At 61.7% G+C, this 15,377-nt stretch carries 13 protein-coding genes and 1 pseudogene; 8 read left to right on the top strand and 6 right to left on the bottom strand.

Annotated elements, in window-relative coordinates; translation table 11 throughout:
• Positions 1–562: 562 nt before the first annotated feature.
• Positions 563–4,276: a hypothetical protein gene (locus ACZ6R6_RS04230; protein WP_470090071.1), complete on the top strand. Its 3,714-nt coding sequence runs from the start codon at positions 563–565 to the stop codon at positions 4,274–4,276.
• Positions 4,277–4,410: 134 nt separating this feature from the next.
• Here the strand turns inward: ACZ6R6_RS04230 and ACZ6R6_RS04225 are convergent, their stop codons facing one another.
• Complete coding sequence (locus ACZ6R6_RS04225; protein WP_470090069.1) at positions 4,411–4,692, bottom strand: hypothetical protein; 282 nt, start codon at positions 4,690–4,692, stop codon at positions 4,411–4,413.
• 84 nt (positions 4,693–4,776) lie between these two features.
• On the opposite strand from ACZ6R6_RS04225, the gene ACZ6R6_RS04220 reads away from it, so the two are divergent.
• On the top strand, positions 4,777–5,028 hold the full coding sequence (locus tag ACZ6R6_RS04220) for a GntR family transcriptional regulator (RefSeq protein WP_470090068.1): 252 nt from the start codon (positions 4,777–4,779) through the stop codon (positions 5,026–5,028).
• A gap of 376 nt (positions 5,029–5,404) precedes the next feature.
• Positions 5,405–5,851: a hypothetical protein gene (locus ACZ6R6_RS04215; RefSeq protein ID WP_470090066.1), complete on the top strand. Its 447-nt coding sequence runs from the start codon at positions 5,405–5,407 to the stop codon at positions 5,849–5,851.
• On the opposite strand, the gene ACZ6R6_RS04210 is transcribed toward ACZ6R6_RS04215, so the two are convergent.
• From ACZ6R6_RS04210 to ACZ6R6_RS04200, 3 genes are all read right to left on the bottom strand, one after another.
• Positions 5,835–6,665 carry a hypothetical protein gene (locus ACZ6R6_RS04210; protein ID WP_470090064.1) on the bottom strand — a complete coding sequence of 277 codons (831 nt, stop codon included), beginning with the start codon at positions 6,663–6,665 and terminating at the stop codon, positions 5,835–5,837. The two genes, ACZ6R6_RS04215 and ACZ6R6_RS04210, sit on opposite strands and share 17 nt — an antisense overlap.
• A 961-nt stretch (positions 6,666–7,626) precedes the next feature.
• On the bottom strand, positions 7,627–7,896 hold the full coding sequence (locus ACZ6R6_RS04205; protein ID WP_470090062.1) for a hypothetical protein: 270 nt from the start codon (positions 7,894–7,896) through the stop codon (positions 7,627–7,629).
• A gap of 529 nt (positions 7,897–8,425) precedes the next feature.
• A complete protein-coding gene (locus ACZ6R6_RS04200; protein WP_470090060.1) occupies positions 8,426–8,959 on the bottom strand; it encodes an RICIN domain-containing protein in 534 nt (177 codons plus the stop codon).
• Between the two features lie 496 nt (positions 8,960–9,455).
• Here ACZ6R6_RS04200 and ACZ6R6_RS04195 point away from each other — a divergent pair.
• Together ACZ6R6_RS04195 and ACZ6R6_RS04190 are read left to right on the top strand one after the other, a co-directional pair.
• Positions 9,456–9,596: pseudogene (locus ACZ6R6_RS04195) on the top strand (ClpX C4-type zinc finger protein); the annotation flags it as partial.
• Positions 9,597–9,884: 288 nt separating this feature from the next.
• Complete coding sequence (locus ACZ6R6_RS04190; RefSeq protein WP_470090059.1) at positions 9,885–10,031, top strand: hypothetical protein; 147 nt, start codon at positions 9,885–9,887, stop codon at positions 10,029–10,031.
• A 90-nt stretch (positions 10,032–10,121) separates the two neighbouring features.
• On the opposite strand, the gene ACZ6R6_RS04185 is transcribed toward ACZ6R6_RS04190, so the two are convergent.
• Positions 10,122–10,667, bottom strand: coding sequence for an SMI1/KNR4 family protein (locus ACZ6R6_RS04185; RefSeq protein WP_470090057.1), 546 nt, complete (start codon positions 10,665–10,667; stop codon positions 10,122–10,124).
• Between the two features lie 1,071 nt (positions 10,668–11,738).
• On the opposite strand from ACZ6R6_RS04185, the gene ACZ6R6_RS04180 reads away from it, so the two are divergent.
• Complete coding sequence (locus tag ACZ6R6_RS04180) at positions 11,739–12,590, top strand: hypothetical protein (RefSeq protein WP_470090055.1); 852 nt, start codon at positions 11,739–11,741, stop codon at positions 12,588–12,590.
• A 249-nt stretch (positions 12,591–12,839) separates the two neighbouring features.
• Here ACZ6R6_RS04180 and ACZ6R6_RS04175 read toward each other — a convergent pair whose 3' ends face one another.
• A complete protein-coding gene (locus ACZ6R6_RS04175; protein WP_470090054.1) occupies positions 12,840–13,235 on the bottom strand; it encodes a hypothetical protein in 396 nt (131 codons plus the stop codon).
• A 283-nt stretch (positions 13,236–13,518) separates the two neighbouring features.
• On the opposite strand from ACZ6R6_RS04175, the gene ACZ6R6_RS04170 reads away from it, so the two are divergent.
• The gene (locus ACZ6R6_RS04170) at positions 13,519–14,430 is read left to right on the top strand and encodes a hypothetical protein (protein ID WP_470090052.1); all 912 of its coding nucleotides are present in this window, start codon (positions 13,519–13,521) and stop codon (positions 14,428–14,430) included.
• 327 nt (positions 14,431–14,757) lie between these two features.
• Positions 14,758–15,327, top strand: a complete 570-nt coding sequence (locus ACZ6R6_RS04165; protein WP_470090050.1) for a neutral zinc metallopeptidase — start codon at positions 14,758–14,760, stop codon at positions 15,325–15,327.
• Positions 15,328–15,377: the final 50 nt, after the last annotated feature.

Raw genomic sequence — 15,377 nt, 5'->3', positions numbered from 1 at the left:
CAGCAGGCCGGACGGGATACGGCGAGGCGACAGTCGTACGGCGACGCAGACAGCGGAGGTCAAAGCATGCCTCCGGCGGGGCACTCCGGCCCCGAGGTGATCGCCGAGCACGAGCCGGGGTTGTGGGGTGGCCGGGGCTGATCACCTCGTACGCCATCGACCCAGGCAAGCCCAGCAGACCGGCTCCTCCGGGGCAAGCCCGGCCGTGCGGGATGGCATCCAATGATCGAGGAACGGCGGCCGGCTGACGTACACGCGAGGCCGAGCTTGCCCCTCCGTCCCCGGCCCGCTGCCGCTTCGCGGTGGGCCGATGGCGTACGAGGTGATCCGCATATGTTGCGGTCCGTTTATCTGCCGTTGGGGCATATCTTCCCATAAGGGTTAAATAACAGATTAACGGCCCTCCTTCTATAGGAACTAGTGGTAGGCACTTAATCCTGGTGACCAGCGTATGGCCATCTTGGTCCGTAAACAGATCTGCCGGATACTATTGCTATCATCGTATTGCTTGTTATGATTTCGAGTCTTCAATCCCTAGCTTAAAGGACTCCAAGGGGAAGAAGTGAGCTTGTTGGATGGTGGGCGGATCTCCGCTCGCGGATATCAGTTTCAGTATCTCCGAACCTTAGAGGCATTACTTGCAGGCGCAAGTCGATCAGGTATTCATGCTTGTAGGATTGAGGGGCCAGTTGGGTCAGTATCACTAGAAAGTGTCGATTCCGTTGATTTCGATTTAATCAATCATTCTGGAGAAGTCGCCCTGGCCGTTCAGGTTAAAAGCGCCAGGCTGGGCAAAAAAGTAAGTGCCCCAGATGCTCTATCGGTAATATTCAAGTTGATTTCAAGTTGTGATGCTGAGCGCTACGAGCTGATAACTTCAGCGGAGCCAGATAAAAACTGCAGGCGACTAGCCGAGATCCTTAAAGATCGGAACCTGTCGTCGGATTCCCGTGTAAACGCGCTAGAGAAGCTGCTTAATAAATCGCAAAATAGTAAAACTCTTCTAGCGAATCTGTCTACCGAAAACGCTGATCGCCTCAGTCGTGCGCGAATCGAGTTCGATAGAAGAAATAAGGATGAAATCCGGAATGCTCTTCGCGATGAGCTAAGGGCTATGCGTGGGCGTCAGCATCCAAGACTTGGAGAACGGTCAGCCGGACTAGTCATAGGGTATCTCATTTCAGAGATACTTCGCAGGGCGGCTGATCCTGATAGCGCAGAATGGCAGATGGATGAATTTAGAGAAGAGGTAATTATAGATGATGAGCAACTGATTCGATCCCTCGGGTACCAGGAATGGAGCGCAGTATACGGCCCAGTTGCTCCGGTACCTGATGTCAGGCGGCCAGAGTTGATGCAGAGCATAGAGGAGTCATTCTTTAAATCTGAGTCGGCCATTAATAGCTTGCAGCTATCCATTTTGGCCGGTTTATCTGGAATTGGAAAATCCAGCTTGGCGTCTGCGTACATTGCAGAGTATGCAGATAGATACGAGCTAGTTTTCTGGGTTGATGCATCGAGTGAAGATTCTCTCTATGCTTCGTTTCGATACCTCAAAGGAAGAATTTCTAGCAGAGGACGGGCAGTAGGAGAAGACGACGGAGTCGAATCTGTAAGACAGCAGATACATGATATCCTTCGTCAACTTCCTGGTCCCTGGCTAATGATTTTTGATGACGCAACTCCACAGGACGTTGGCAGATGGATTCCTCACACTGGTAACGGGCATGTGTTGGTTACATCTATCGACAGCGCTGGCTGGCGTCGAATGGGTAGGGTCATCCCCGTAAACTCTATGAGTATGCTGGAAGCGCTTGAACTAGCGACTCTCCGCCTTTCTGTGAACCAGGAAGAGAAGTCTCTCTACGAAGACAGCTTGATAGAGCTGGTTCAGACACTTGAGAACTGGCCCCTTGCGATCGAGCTTGCGTGCGGATATGTAGTCAGCTGCGAAATTAGTCTACAGCAAATACAAGGCTACCTTTCTTTAGTTAAAGAAAGGTCTCTCAATGACACGATATCTGTACCCCTAGGCTATCCTCGAACGCTTGTTGCAGCCATAATGATGGGAGTCGGGCGCATTCGGGAAATCCTTCCACAAGGGGAGGATTATCAGAGTTCTGCGATTGGCATGCTTTATACGGCATGCTATTTTTCTCCATCTCAAATTCCCGTCCATCTACTTGCCGTTTCAGCGTTCGTTGAGCCGCAGAGTGTTCCGGACAATGGCGTAGGGGCGGTAATTGCTGATGAACTTAATACGCCCATCAGGGAGATGGTAAGAGTATTTTCTCAAGTGTCCTTTGTTCGTTACTCAAAACCTCTCTCTGGACCCATATATGAGGGAGAGTCGGGCACTAAGTTAACAATAGCGATGAATTCTGTTTTGCAAGATGTATTGAGAATGCAGCTTGAGAGCAAGCCGCTAGCTTATCAAGTAGTACCGTGCGCATGCCACCATGTTGAACGATGGCTTACAGTGGCCATGGAGACTGGAAGAGGTGAGCTCTCCTGGGAAATCGCCCAGCATGCTTCTAGCTTGGCTAGCCATGCTCGTCGACTGAGTATTAAAACAAACGAAACTGCTCACCTAATCGGAAACTTGGCTGTATTCCATCATTCGTATGGGCAACATGATGCTGCGCGTCAGTTTCTAGAGCTTGAGATCGCATGGCTTGAAGAAATAGATGATCCTAATGAGCTTCTCGCTGCGCAGGGGCGAATCTACCTCCTGTCAGTAATGAGAGCTACCGAGTCGGCAATAGATAGCTCGATCATTTATCATTTGGAGCGTGTGCTAGATTTTACCGAGCGATTGTCTCGTGAGAACTCCTCTGCTGCAATATACCTAGCAACTCAAGTTGTTCTTCTTCTGGAGCATATATCCAATAGTTCTCAGAGTAGCCAGGGAATCCGAAGGATGCTTTCCGCCTTCCGTTCTCTTGTGGAAGGCCTACCAACTACCCCTGCAGCGGAAACGCTGAGGGGAGTGGCGGAGCTTGGCCGTTTAATGTCCTCCAGCAAGTGCAATAGAGCTGAGGCTTTAGCATGCGAGATCCTTTCGGAGGGAACTCCTCTACTTCTCCAAGAAATAGAAGTTCGTCGCCTATTGATCGAAGCATTAACTCGACAGCTAAAATGGCGAAATGCTTCTGATGAGCTTGATGTCCTTCGTTCGCACATAGGGCCTCACTCTCTTTTCAAATCATCTGTAGGGCTGCTCTTTCATAATGTAGGTCTTAATGCATCAGCCGCATGGCTGATAGGCGATGACGAAGAAGCTGCAGACTTTATTTTGAAGCTAGCGGATATTGTCGATATCGCAGAACTAATGAGGGTTGCTTCTCCTCGCGACCGTATTCGTTTCGCGCTATTAGATGCTGTCATTGCTCTTAAGAGGATGGATGTCGAATCTTTCGAATCCGCACTAAATAACATAGATTACTCGTTGATTTCCGATGATGACTCCCCTTCTAGCGAAGCCTGGTTAAGGCTGCTCGCCTCAATGGAGAATAAGATCACGCGGGATCTTATTCGGATAGAGGCCGATTCGCAGCGAAACCGAAAATTTCTAGAGCAGCCTACATTCGAAATTCCGTTGGATAAAATTGATGAAATCTCTCAGGCTGCGGTTACTCCTGCACGGATGCGAGAGATGCTTGAGGAGACTGAAGTTGCAGTTCGCTTTTTCTTAACTTCGGATAGGGAGCTTTCGAGAACATTGCTTTCTCCTGTCCCTAGCGGGTGGGACAGGCTGGAAGCGGCGACTGCAGTTACCTATCCCGTGGTTTTCCTTGAGCCGAGATATTTTGTTGGTTTTTCGCGTACTACTGATGGCGGCTCAATAGAGATGCAAATTGAGATGATTTGCGAGAAGGGATTTTTTCGAGTTTCGCCGGATCGTCCTGTTGTTCGGCTTGCTCCTGGGTGGGCTCTTGTGGGCAAAGCTGGCGGTATCGTGCTTCAAGATGCAGAGGGCGGGGTCTGGGGAGAATCTACTGCCCTCCCGACCGCTCGATGGATTAAGCTAGCGAGAGCCAAGAGTCGCGTTCTGGTATTCTATGGATTTGGATTCGACCTTCATGATCAGTCCGGCGGTGGAAATATTTCTCCAGAGGACTTCGCCGAGCAGCTAAAAGAGTCTTTCTCTCGGGGAATCCTTGCTGCCGCTTCTCTTGAGTGGGTGGAAAGTTTTAGCCTACCTGCGTTTAAGCTGTCGATGGACAAGGGGCAGTCAGGGCGGCCAAAGAATAAAAAACGACGCCGTGAGCGTTAAGCAAATCTATCCTGTCGGAGATCGAGAGTGCTGTGGTTACTCGATGAGGGAGACCTGGATGATCGTCGGGATAGATCGACTGACTGTGAATGATCAAACGCGACTTACGGAGAAGTTGGCGATTTAGCCTCTAGTCAACGCATCTGCCCCGCCAGCAGGAGGAGCCAAATTTCCTCTGTGCGTTTGCTGAGCCAGCGCTCCGTCTCGTGGACGAAGGTTCCGCGTGATCTCCGCATGGTGCGGCGGATGAACATCAGGCCGCCGGAGGCGCACAGCTCGTAAAGGTCTTCCCGGCACTCACAGGTGTGCTGCCGTACGCGCACGCGGTCGGTTCGGGGAAGCGGCTTGAGCCAGACGAGCTTTTCGTGGTCTGCCTGGAGCGGCCCAACGTGGGGGCCGTGGTAAGCCCGGGTCATGGGCCGACCTTACGTCTACCTTGTCTACCTCGTCTACGACGTTGCCCATATGAGCCCCGTGGGCTACGTCTCTAACGTCGCTCCGTGGAGATAGACAGGTTCGATCCGACGCCGATCTACCAGCAGGTGGCGGCGATCATCCGTGAGCGGATCAAGGCCGGCGAGCTACAGCCCCGCGACCGGATCCCTTCCGAGTCGGAGATGGTCCGAGACCATGGCGTGGCCCGTGACACCGCCCGCCAGGCCGTCGCCATGCTTCGCGACGAGGGATGGGTGATGACCCTGCCGCAGCGCGGGAGCTTCGTGGCCGACAAGGAGAAGTGGCCGGCGGAGTGACGAGCCCCGCGAGCGGCCGTAGCCGGCTACCTCGGGCACGGCAGGCACCGCGGACTGAGTGACAACAACTGCGGACGAGCCCGGACGACCGTGGACCGTCATGGACCGCTTCCCCAGCTCAGGCGACACATTCGCCAAGGTCCCTATCCGGGCGAAATGGCTTCGCATCGAAGGGGCCAGGGGTTCGAATCCCCTCATCTCCACCCAGGTCAGAGGCCGCTTCCGAGAGATCGGGAGCGGCCTTCTGCGTTGCCGGGGGGCCAACTGAGCGACTACTGCCGTACCTCGTCCAGAGGCCCTGGTCATCGCGGGATCATGGACTTCCTCCCAAGATCCGCGCGGGAGGACGGGGCGTTGCAGGTCTGGGAGGAAGGCGATGAAGCACCGTGTGCTGCTGTGCTGGACGAGCGCCGTTCTGCTGTCGCTCCTTCCTCATTGGGGATTCCTGGACGCTGACTCAGGGATTCAGATTTGCGCTTATCTGAACACTGAGGGTGGGTACACCGGTCCTGACGTGCTCGCCTTGGGCTTCGACGCCATGGCTACGCTTCTTCCCGTCGTCCTGGTGGTGCTAGCAGTGGCCATATGGCGATCCTCAGGTAAGAGACTCCGCTTCCTGGCGTGGATCGGGGCTGGTGCGGCGCTCATGACGGCCGCCTACTACGCGCTCTCGGTCGTCACGTTCTTCTCCCCCTACTGTCCCTTGGGTTCGCAGGGGCTCTGGTTCGTTCTTCTGCTCTATGGAGGCATAGCCGCGCTTCTCATCGCCGGTATGCGGCGCAGCCACCGAGCGAACGCTGGTGCGATCACCAGTCGTCAGTGATGAGGTGCTCGGGCGGGGCCGTGATCTTGACGGGGGTTCCCCATCCTCGATAGATGATGTTCATCGTCATGGTCTCGGCGTCACCGCCCTCCGGCCGGGTGAACTTAATGATGGCGTGGAATCGTCGTGGCAGGTTGTCCGGGCCCACCCAGAGTTTCCAGGTGATCGGCCCGCTCCACGAGCCATCCTCCTTCTCGGTTCCGAAGGTCATCCCGGCCTGTCTCTCACCCAGCTTGGGAACCGTCACTGTGCCGCTGTGGAGGGTCGTCTTCACTCCCTCGAACCTTCCGCCGTTGGCGCTGGTCTCAGCGTGAGAGGCGGCCAGCTTGAGGAAGCCCAGGTTGATCCCGTTGATCAGATCCTCTCCCCAGATGACCCCGGACAGGGTCCGCGCATAGCTCCATTTCCCCACCGTCGACGGTGATTTCCAGACGTACTTGCCGTCCTTGGAGCGCACGTAGGCCTGCGAGTAGAACTCCCGGCCGATGCTGATTTCTCGGGACCGGCCCGTCCCTTCCGGCTCCTGGTGGATCGTCGTGGTATCGGCGGCGTACACGCCCGAAGCCCTGAAGCGGTGCGCGCCGGACGCCTTCATGTCCCAGGTGGCTGGGGGCCCGCCATGTCGCTTGACGGAGAAGCGCACGCTGCTCTTCTTCGCGAACTGTTTCTTGATCGCTTTGGTGACGGAGTCGAGGGACTTCGAGTCGGGAGCAGCGTGCACGGCGCCGCCGGGAATCGCGACGCTCAACAGGCCGGCCACCACCAGCGCGACGCTCATGCGTTTCATGCGCCGATCATCACGGATGATGATCACGGCCTCGTCACAGCAAGCTCCCTGCCCAGCCTGCTTGACCAGACCGGGGAGACTTGGGGCGCGGAGAATCGGAGCTGGACGAGCAGGGCCTTGGTGCAGAGAGCGCGGATCCCAGCCATGATCTTGAGATGTCGCCGGAGCGCGGTGGATGGTGGCGACCATCCAAGAACAGCGTCGGAGCGGGTTGCTCCAGCCGCGATGGGTTCCGATGTGTGGATGTGCCGAGTCAGCGAAAAGTCAGCGAACCCGTTGACACGAGGACGCGGCCGAGATCATCAAACAGCACCGACGCGGCACCTGACGGCACCAGACGTCATCCGATGAGCCGACCCGGCATGTCCCACCAGTGTTCGCATCGAAGGGGGCGGGGCCGCCACGTCAGTTGGATACAGGCCGAAGAGAATGGCTCGCGTCGTATGCGCGTCGCCATGCGCGTCCGGTGAGCTATCGAGATGACGTTTTTGCAGGCCGAATGCTATGTGTCGATCTGCCAGGCAGGGCTCTGTAAAACCGTCGGCTCGGCCTACGCAGGTTCAAGTCCTGCACCTGCCACACCGGCAGAAAGCGCCCTCTCGCCAGTGGAAACGCGGTGAGGGGGCTCTTCTCGTAGGTCCGGCTGTTCATGGTCATCAACGATGGTCTACGGCTGGTCGTTCCCGATGTGTTCCCGCGCGAATCAGTCCTTGGTGGCCTGCCGGATCCGGCGCATGGTTTCGCCGTTCTGGCCGTGGATGCGCCATGGCGTAGATCTTGTGCGGGGCGGCCACACGTGTCCTGCCCATTACGGGCAGCGACACGCCCTCAAGAACACGCGAGAAGGCGACTACGCTGCCGCGTAGCCGCAGGCCCTGATGTGTCTACCAAGCCGGGGCAGATCTGCCGCGTCTGGCCTCCCCCTTGGGGGATCTCCACTGTACGAGGGCCCCTGGGGATCTCCACTGTACGAGGGGAGGGGCGCCGCTCATCGGTGGCGAGCTTGTTTCACGGCGAGCACCGTGTACCCCGCCAAGGGCACCAAGGCGAGTGCGTTAAGGGTGAGTATCAGCCACGATGCCCACCCCACGGCCCGGGGCAGGTTGATCATGATGATGAAGGCGGCCATCAGCAGGAACAACCAGGCAGACAACCGCGCCGAACGTTGATCGCGCTGGCGATACCAGCTTGGCAACCGACCGGTCCTCAACACGTACAGGCCCTGCACACCGAGTGCGCCGCCGAGCAGGAGAGCCACCCACGCAAGCGCGCTTATCACCATATGCAAAGTCACCCGGCCGTCTTCATAGCTCAGGGGGAGGGAGAGCGCGGACCGCCCGCCCGTGCGTCAGGAAGAAGCTTGCCGAACTGTTCTTGTGGAGATCAAGGTGACGGCGCTCCGCGCCGTCGCACGGCCCGCCGTCGGCCCGTCGCACGGCCCGCCGCCGGCCCGTCGCACGGCCCGCCGCCGGCCCGCCGTCCGGGCATGCGGCCTGGAGGCCGGTCCCGAACGGCGGGACTCAGGGCCACGCCGCACCCGGCACCCGCCGTACCAAGCCGCATCCGCCGACCGGGGACGCACCGCCGCACAGATGCCACACGCCGATCACCATGCTGTGGCCGGCCATCACACGGGGTGGGGCACACGGGGCGGGGCACACGGGGTGGGGTGATCGACGGTCCGGGACTTCATTCCTCAGCCCCGGCCCACAGGGGAACCGGGTTGCCGTCCTGCCTGCCGCTGATGCCCCGCGGTGTATCGGGAAGGTGCCGGGCGTGACCAGAGATCAGGACAAGGTGTCCTTGATCACGATCTGGCCATCTTCGATGACGAACTTCTGGTTGGTGTTGTTGGGGTCGCACTGCCACAGATACACCTGGGTGCCGTTGCCGCGGCCGTTGGTGGCGTCCAGGCACAGGCGGTTGCCTGAGTTGAGGGTGGACCTGAGGATGATCAGGCCTCTCTGGACGACCCAGAGCTGGTTAGGGTTACCCAGGCACTGCCACTGGTAGACCCGGGTGCCGTTGGCTCGGCCGTTGGAGGAGTCCAGACACATCACCGGGTGCTTGCCGATGGTGTCTTCCACCTTGATGAGACCGCCCTCGATGACGAACTTCTGGTTGGCGTTGTTGCTGTCGCACTGCCACTGGTACATCAGGGTGCCGTTGCCACGGTTGTTGCTGACGTCGACGCACATGGGGGACCCGACCTGGGCGGTGCGGTCGGCGGGCCGGTGAGCAGAGGCCACGGCGGGCAGGGTGGTGACTGTGCCCATCGTCGCGGAGATGACGGCGACGGTTAGTAGACGGCGAGCAAGCATGGTGCCTCCCAAGAGAGTTGATCAAGACTCAAGCACCATGTCATGACTGACAGTCATTGATCAATCACTCTCCGCACATGTCCTCCCGCGCGGCGGAACGTGACGCCAGCCCGGGGGCGGAGCTGTGACGGTTGCCGGGCATCCGGGGTTGCGGTTCAGGGTGATCCGGGACTGTTCGGAGCAGGTCGCATAGCCCCTCCGGCCTGCATCGAACCGTCCGGAACAACTCAAGGTCGATCTTTTGGTCCGCGGGATCACGATTCGAGATGCTCGACGTTCGAGAGGTCGTCTACTGCAACGAGTACTGCGGCAGCCCCGCAACGCCTTGTCCGGCTTCACGTGGACGCTAGGACCGTGTCTCGGTAGCGATGAGCGCCCTACTGCGGGGGCGGTTGCCGGCGAGGCGCTTCAGGGCGGTGCAACGCGCGTACGGGCTGTCAGGGCATCCCTGACGATCTATGGTGTCAGGGATGCCCTGACGTCATAGGAGTGCGCTGTGACACTGCCTGACACCCTGGTCGAACCCGCTCGGTGCTCCTTCTGCGGCAAGCCGACTACCGAGGTCGACAAGCTGGTCGCCGGCCCCGGCGTGTACATCTGCAACGAGTGCGTGTCTCTATCCGCGTCGATCATCGACGGGAGCCCCAAAAGCCACGCAGGACCGCACGTGCCCATGTGGGAATCGCTGACTGACGAGGAGATGCTGAGCCACATTCCGCGCGTCGCCGCCCACATCGACCAGGCCGAGGCTGACCTGCGCTCGTGGGCGCGGGAACTGCGCCGCCGAGGCGTCACCTGGGCCAGGCTCGGGGAAGCTCTCGGGATCACCCGCCAGACGGCGTGGGAGCGGTTCTCCGGCGAGGAGTGACGCGATCTGGGGCAGCCCGCCTCTGTCTGGGGATCTTTCGTGCGGCATGATCCCGGTATGCGTGGCGAGGGTGTGCTGTTCCAGGCCGGCCTCGGCCATCCTGATGGCAGAGTGGGAACGTCAGGGATTGCCGGAGAGCGCGGCGAGCAGGCAGGATTTCAAGATCCGGACTATGCGCGGATCGCCTCCCCTGAACAAGGATGAGACAGCACCCGAAGCGCCAGGCCAGAGCGCCGCGAAGGTCAATAGGCGCCATCCCCTTTAATCCGTGAGGCCAGGACGGATCGGACCAGGTCACTCCCTCTCGGATAGCCGCTGCCGAGCCATCTTCCACGGCTGTATCTCGCTGTCTTCGCCGGCGTCCTCCTCATACCAGCCGGTTTCTGAAAGCCAGGCCTCCAGCCAGCCGGCCAGACTCTCGGAGTCGAGGTACCAGGCACGGTGCCAGTCGCCATCGATCCCGTTCGGTTCGAAGACCAGCACGGTTCCCTCGGGGCTCCGGCAGTCCACGGCGGCGTACATGCCGCATCCCCAGTCCAGGATCGGAAGGACACCCGCCGGCCAATGCACTTCACCGCCGGACTCCGACATCGAACGTTCCTCACGGTAGACGTTCACTGCGGTACGCCCTTCTCCCCAGAGCGGGAAGAGCTGGTAGTCAGGGCCGAAGCCTCCGTTGGCCACCTCGCAGTAGAGCCGTGCGAGTGTGGAGGGAAGTCCGAAACCCAAGACGCTCTCTGCCTGCGCCACCTCTTCCGTCGCCGCAGGGGGAGGCAACGGCTCCCCGGGCGCACTCGCCTTCACCGACACTCGCCGGAGAAGATCATCGATGTCTGTCATGGCGATGATCCTGCCATCCGCCCACGACAGATCTGCCGGTGACCGAGGGGCCTCGGGGTCGCATTCCTGGTTGCGCTACAGGGGCGTTCAGCGCCGTTCAGGATGGGCTGCGCATGCCCTCCGGCCTGCATCGAACCGTCCGGAACAACTCAAGATCGATCTTTTGGTCTGTAGGTTCCCGGTTCGAGCCGCGAGCTTCTCGGCCGGGCGGCCGCTGTGCGATAGCCGACGGTCGATCCCCCGACATCGCCGATGCGGCGGCCGCGACGTTGCGCGAGGACGGTCGCACCGGGCAGATCTATGAGTTGACCGGGCCGGCGCGGTACGACGGCTGCCGCGGGAGCCGTGGTCGGTGGGCGAACTGGCCGACGGGCCGCAGGGCACATGGACGGCAGCCGTAGGACACATGGACGGCAGAGAGCGACCACCTTCTCTGCCGCATCCCCGTCTTCCCGGCGCAACTCGTCGAAGACCTTTTATCTGCGTCGTTCGCGATGTCCCAGCCATGAACCCGCGTGAAAGCGTGGAGGCGCTCGTCATCTGGGTCGTCCACGTTCAACAGTTCTGGATAACCACGAACGGTGGTGGGATGCCGCAGCCAGACGCCCGTTCCGGGGAGATGTTTCCGCCAGATGCAGGTGTCGGTGGACGATATCGAGCTTGCCGTGAATGAGAAGGCGAGCTTACGGGATATGTGCAGGACGGCCGCCGCGGATGCTCCGCCGTACCCTCACCCGCCGGGGCCGCACGGGCGGACCCGAAGGCTTTGGTGAGGCCGGCTACCCCGACAGGGCAGGAACAAGGGTGAGCGGCGAGGAGTCACAGGAAACGCGACCACTACGCTGACCTGTGTTTTCCACAGGTCGGGAAAGAACGGCATACGGCTTTGCGAGCAGGATGTCAGGGGCTCGAATCTCGCAGACCCGTCCCACGTCGGAGTGGCCCCCCGCTCTCCGTGGATCCCGAAACGCTTCATTCGGCGCCAGCGGGTCGGAAATGGCTCAATGGTGTCAACCGGACGCCTTCACGCCCCGTCTCTCCTGTGCCCCGTCTGTCGCAACAGGAGTCGTTTTGCGCATCCCCTTGATTCTCTCGGGCGCCGCCCTGGTCGGCGGCCTGACCCTGATCTGCCAACCGGTGCATGCCGTCGTCTCCGAGCTGCGGCAGAGTGCGGTCGTCGGCACCGACATCGTCGATTACCGATGCACCACAACCGGCGTGGCCGAGAAACAAGACATCAAGGTCAGGGTCGAGTTGACGGTGCCGGCCGACGCTACGACGGGCCAGCCGACGACCATCGGCTGGCGCGGAACCTACGTCGACGACACCACCGCGCTGAGGGCGCCCACCGCGGGACTGGCCGACGGCACCAAGCTGTACGCGTACGCGTCCATCAGCGGGCTCGCCGGGCTGACCTCAGCCACCGGAGTGGGCGAGCTCGCCACCCTCGGCGTGGGACGGACCGTTCCCCTGCCAACGACCATGGTCACGCTGAAGACCGAATCCTCCGACGCGGGCACCGCGACGGTGAAGCCGGCCGCCATCAACTTCGGGACCGGGCCCAACGGGCCGTCGATCAAGTGCGAGGTGCAGAACAGCGCGGCCCTGACGACCTACACCCTCACCGTCGCCTCCGTAGACGGCCAGCCAACCGATGCCGTAAAGGTGACCCCGAGCCCACAGGTGACCGTGGATGATCAGTCATCCGATTCCGTACCGGCGACTTCGAGCCCGCAGCCGGCCCAAGGGGAGGAAGGGGAGGAGAAGGGCAAGATATTCAAGACACCAACAGGGGGAGCCGCGACCGGAGGCGGCGGTGAGTCCGGCCCCGACGGGCGGGTGCTCGTATCGACCGGCCTCCTCATCACCCTCGCTGCCGCCATCGGACTCCTGCTACGCCGTCGCACCCTTCCCAGGGGATGACGCCCAGCTCCCAGGGGGTGACCGCTCATCCCAGGGGGTGACCGCTCAGCGTCCGCCTGTGGCCGACCGCCACGTCCCCGGCTTGGAAAGGCGTAGAAAGGCGTAGAAAGGCGTAGAAAGAGGACGCTGAGCCGGGTGCCGTCCTCTGTTCGACTGGGTCGGGAGAGCTCCCCGCGAGTCATCCGCACAGACGGTGAGTGGTGCGGGCGAGGCAAGACCGGCTCAACCCGGTCGGACAGCCCGAGCAGGTCAGTGGCAGCGGATGTCCAGGCCCGCGCCGGTGCCGTCGTTCAGTTCCACGATCACCGTCCGGCTGCTGTAGGCCGCGCGCTTCGACGGCTGCCGGGTCCACACCGTGACGTTCGGCCGGCCGGTCTCGACGCCCGCGATGTCCGCCCGGTCGTAGTAGTCCGTGAGCTCGTCGACGGACAACTCCGTACTCAGCGTGAACCGGGCACGGTAGTCGCAGTGGTTGCCGTTGCCGCGCAGCGCGATGGAGCCCTCCGCGTCCTTGTCCGCCCAATGCGTCTTCGGTGGTAAGGGGTGGTTCTCGAACCTTCCGATCAAACTGTCGAGCTTCGCGTCGTTGGCCCACATGGGGACCTTGACGAGAAGGAACAGCCCGATCACCGGCAGGAGCACCACCGCCAGACAGCCTCCCTTCGCGCCGCGCCAGAAAGACCGCCTGATGGGCGGTGCTTCCATGGGAGCAGCGGGGGCGTTCTGCATGGCACCGTCCGACGTCGGCCTATGTCACGTGTCACAGGATAGACATCCTTCGGTCCGTGAAGATTCCCTGGCGAGGCCGCCTCCATCACCGTTCCGGACAGCAGGGATCCCATCGCACACGCTCAGGGCGTCTCGTCCTTGATCGCATTTCCCGGCGGATCGGAGAGTGCGGACGACACATCCCCAATAGGGTCCAGAGGTGAACCTTGTCCGCATGGCTCTCGTCATGATCGCCGTGATGGTTCTCACCGGATGCGACCCTGCGGAAGACCGGACCACACGTCTGGATCATGTCGCCGGGGCTTCCTGCCCGAAGGGCCCCGAACCGGACCTGTCCCTGCCACGCCAGGTGCTTGCCGATGACTTCACGCCGGTCCAGGTCATCCGCTGCCGTTGGGACTCCCGCTACCTGCCCGGCAAGGGCCGCTGGACGGTCGTGATCGAGGAGCACGCCGACGGTCCGGCGGCCGGCGAGCTGATGGCCGAGCTGCGCCGCCCGTCCGAGAGATCGATATTCGGCCAGAACTGCACCATGGAGCTGATTCTGGTCGACGACTTCGTCGTGGTGGACTCGTCGGGCAGGGCGGTGCTGCCGGACCTGCCGACCACTGTGTGCGGGAAGCCGTTCCGTTCCGCCCTCGACGCCATCCGCCGCCTGCCGTACCGAGTCGAGAAGGTGATACCCGTCCGGAGGGTCGAGAGCGAAGAGCACTTCCGGGCCGGTTGCGTCGACACGTATGTGGACATGATCCTCACCTTCTCCCGGCTACGGACGGAGCCGCCTCGGCCGCAGCGGGCACGCCCGATGTGGGATCCCGCGCCGAAGGGCCTGCGCGTATGCGTCTACCGCACCCTGGACAAGGCCGCGGGCACGGTCAAGGGAAGGTTCGAGTCCACGCGCATCCTCAAGGGCCGCAGTCTGCGCGCCCTGCTCACCTCCCTGGACGGCGCGCCGGCCACCGACTGCCCGAGCGACCACACCCGGTTCGCGGTCCTGGATCCCGGCTTCAGGGACGCGTACGTCGAGCTTGACGGCTGCCGCAACCTCATGCGCCCCGACGGGACCTTCGGCCGCCTCACCCCGGACACCGTGGCGCTCCTCGCCGACTGACCCCACCCGCCGGACGCTCGGCCAGCGTCGGCCCGGCCGGACTGCCGGCGGTCTCGGCCCGGCGCGCCGGAAGTCCTAAGCTGTCCGATCATGCGCTCCCTCCTGTCCGGCGCCGGCCCCCGGCGATCTCTCCGGCGTCTGGCTGTCCTCACGCGATGGGCCCTCCTGGTGGCCGTGTGTCTTGCCGTCCTGCCGTCCGGAGTGGCGCAGGCCGCTCCGCCCAGGAACCCGTTGCTGAAGATCGGCAGGCTGGCGGCCACATCGTGCCCGGAGCCGCCGCTCATCGACGGAGGCATGCCTCGGACGCGCGAGTATCTGACGGCGTCCATGAAATGCCTGAACGGATTGTGGTCCGCTCACCTCACCCGCGCCGGGCTGAGGTTCCGCGAGCCCACGGTCCGCTTCTACGAAGAACCCGCCCAGCGCGTGTGCGGAGTGCGCTGGCCCGCCAACGCGGCGGCCTTCTACTGCACGGAACGGTCCACGTTGGTGTTCCCGCTCACCGGCAGCTGGATCGAGGGCCGGACCGACCTGTATCCCCTCAAGGTGGCGGCCCATGAATACGGCCACCACCTGCAGAGCCTCACCGGCATCAGGGACGACTACGAGGCCCGTGTCCGCTCCGACCGGGCCCACTGGGCCGAGCTCGGCCGCCGCTACGAGCTTCAGGCGGACTGCCTGTCCGGTGTGTTCCTGGGCAGCGTGCGACGGTCTCTGCCACGTACCGAGCAGGACTGGGAGGCGCTGTCCGGCGCGCTCCGCGCCAGCGGTGACATCGGCGACTACCGCACCCACGGCACTGGCGCCAACCGGGTCCGCTGGTTCAATCGCGGCTACCGCGCGGTCTCCCCGGCCGCCTGCGACACATGGGCCGCCAGGCCGTCCATGGTGTCCTGACCCGCTCCGCCGGGGCGGTCGGCACCGGCTGCGAGCCGGTGCCGCGCCCA

The sequence above is a fragment of the Streptosporangium sp. NPDC048886 genome (assembly GCF_055586905.1).
This window is presented reverse-complemented; position numbering and strand designations above follow the sequence as displayed.